General features: G+C 69.0%; 1 protein-coding gene. It reads right to left on the reverse strand.

Features of this window, described 5'->3' with window-relative positions; all coding sequences use genetic code 11:
- A partial coding sequence (locus EN742_RS37235) for a zeta toxin family protein (RefSeq protein ID WP_189375781.1) occupies positions 1–484 on the reverse strand: 484 nt, incomplete at both ends.

The following is a 484-nucleotide window of genomic DNA, read 5'->3' on the forward strand; positions in this document are numbered from 1 at the left end:
GACACCTTCTGGAGGTCGGCCATCTCGACCATCAGCGGCTCGTCGATATGGGTGCGGCCGGCGGTGTCGAGGATGACGACGTCGTGGCCGCCGAGCTTGGCCGCCTGCACGGCGCGCCTGGCGATGTCGACCGGGCTCTGGCCGGCGATGATCGGCAGCGTCGCGACCTTGGTCTGCTCGCCGAGCTGGCGCAGCTGCTCCTGCGCGGCGGGACGCCGCGTGTCGAGCGAGGCCATCAGGACCTTCTTGTTCTGGCGCTCGGTCAAGCGCTTGGCGATCTTGGCGGAGGTCGTCGTCTTGCCGGAGCCCTGCAGGCCGACCATCATGACGACGACCGGCGCCGGCGCATTGAGGTCGACCGCGACGCCCTCGGCGCCCAGCATCTCGACCAGTTCGTCGTGGACGATCTTGACGACCATCTGGCCGGGCTTGATCGACTTCAGCACGGCGGCGCCGACCGCCTTCTCGCGCACCTTGTCGGTGA

It is taken from the genome of Mesorhizobium sp. M4A.F.Ca.ET.020.02.1.1 (assembly GCF_004022645.1).
Taxonomy (GTDB): Bacteria; Pseudomonadota; Alphaproteobacteria; order Rhizobiales; family Rhizobiaceae; genus Mesorhizobium.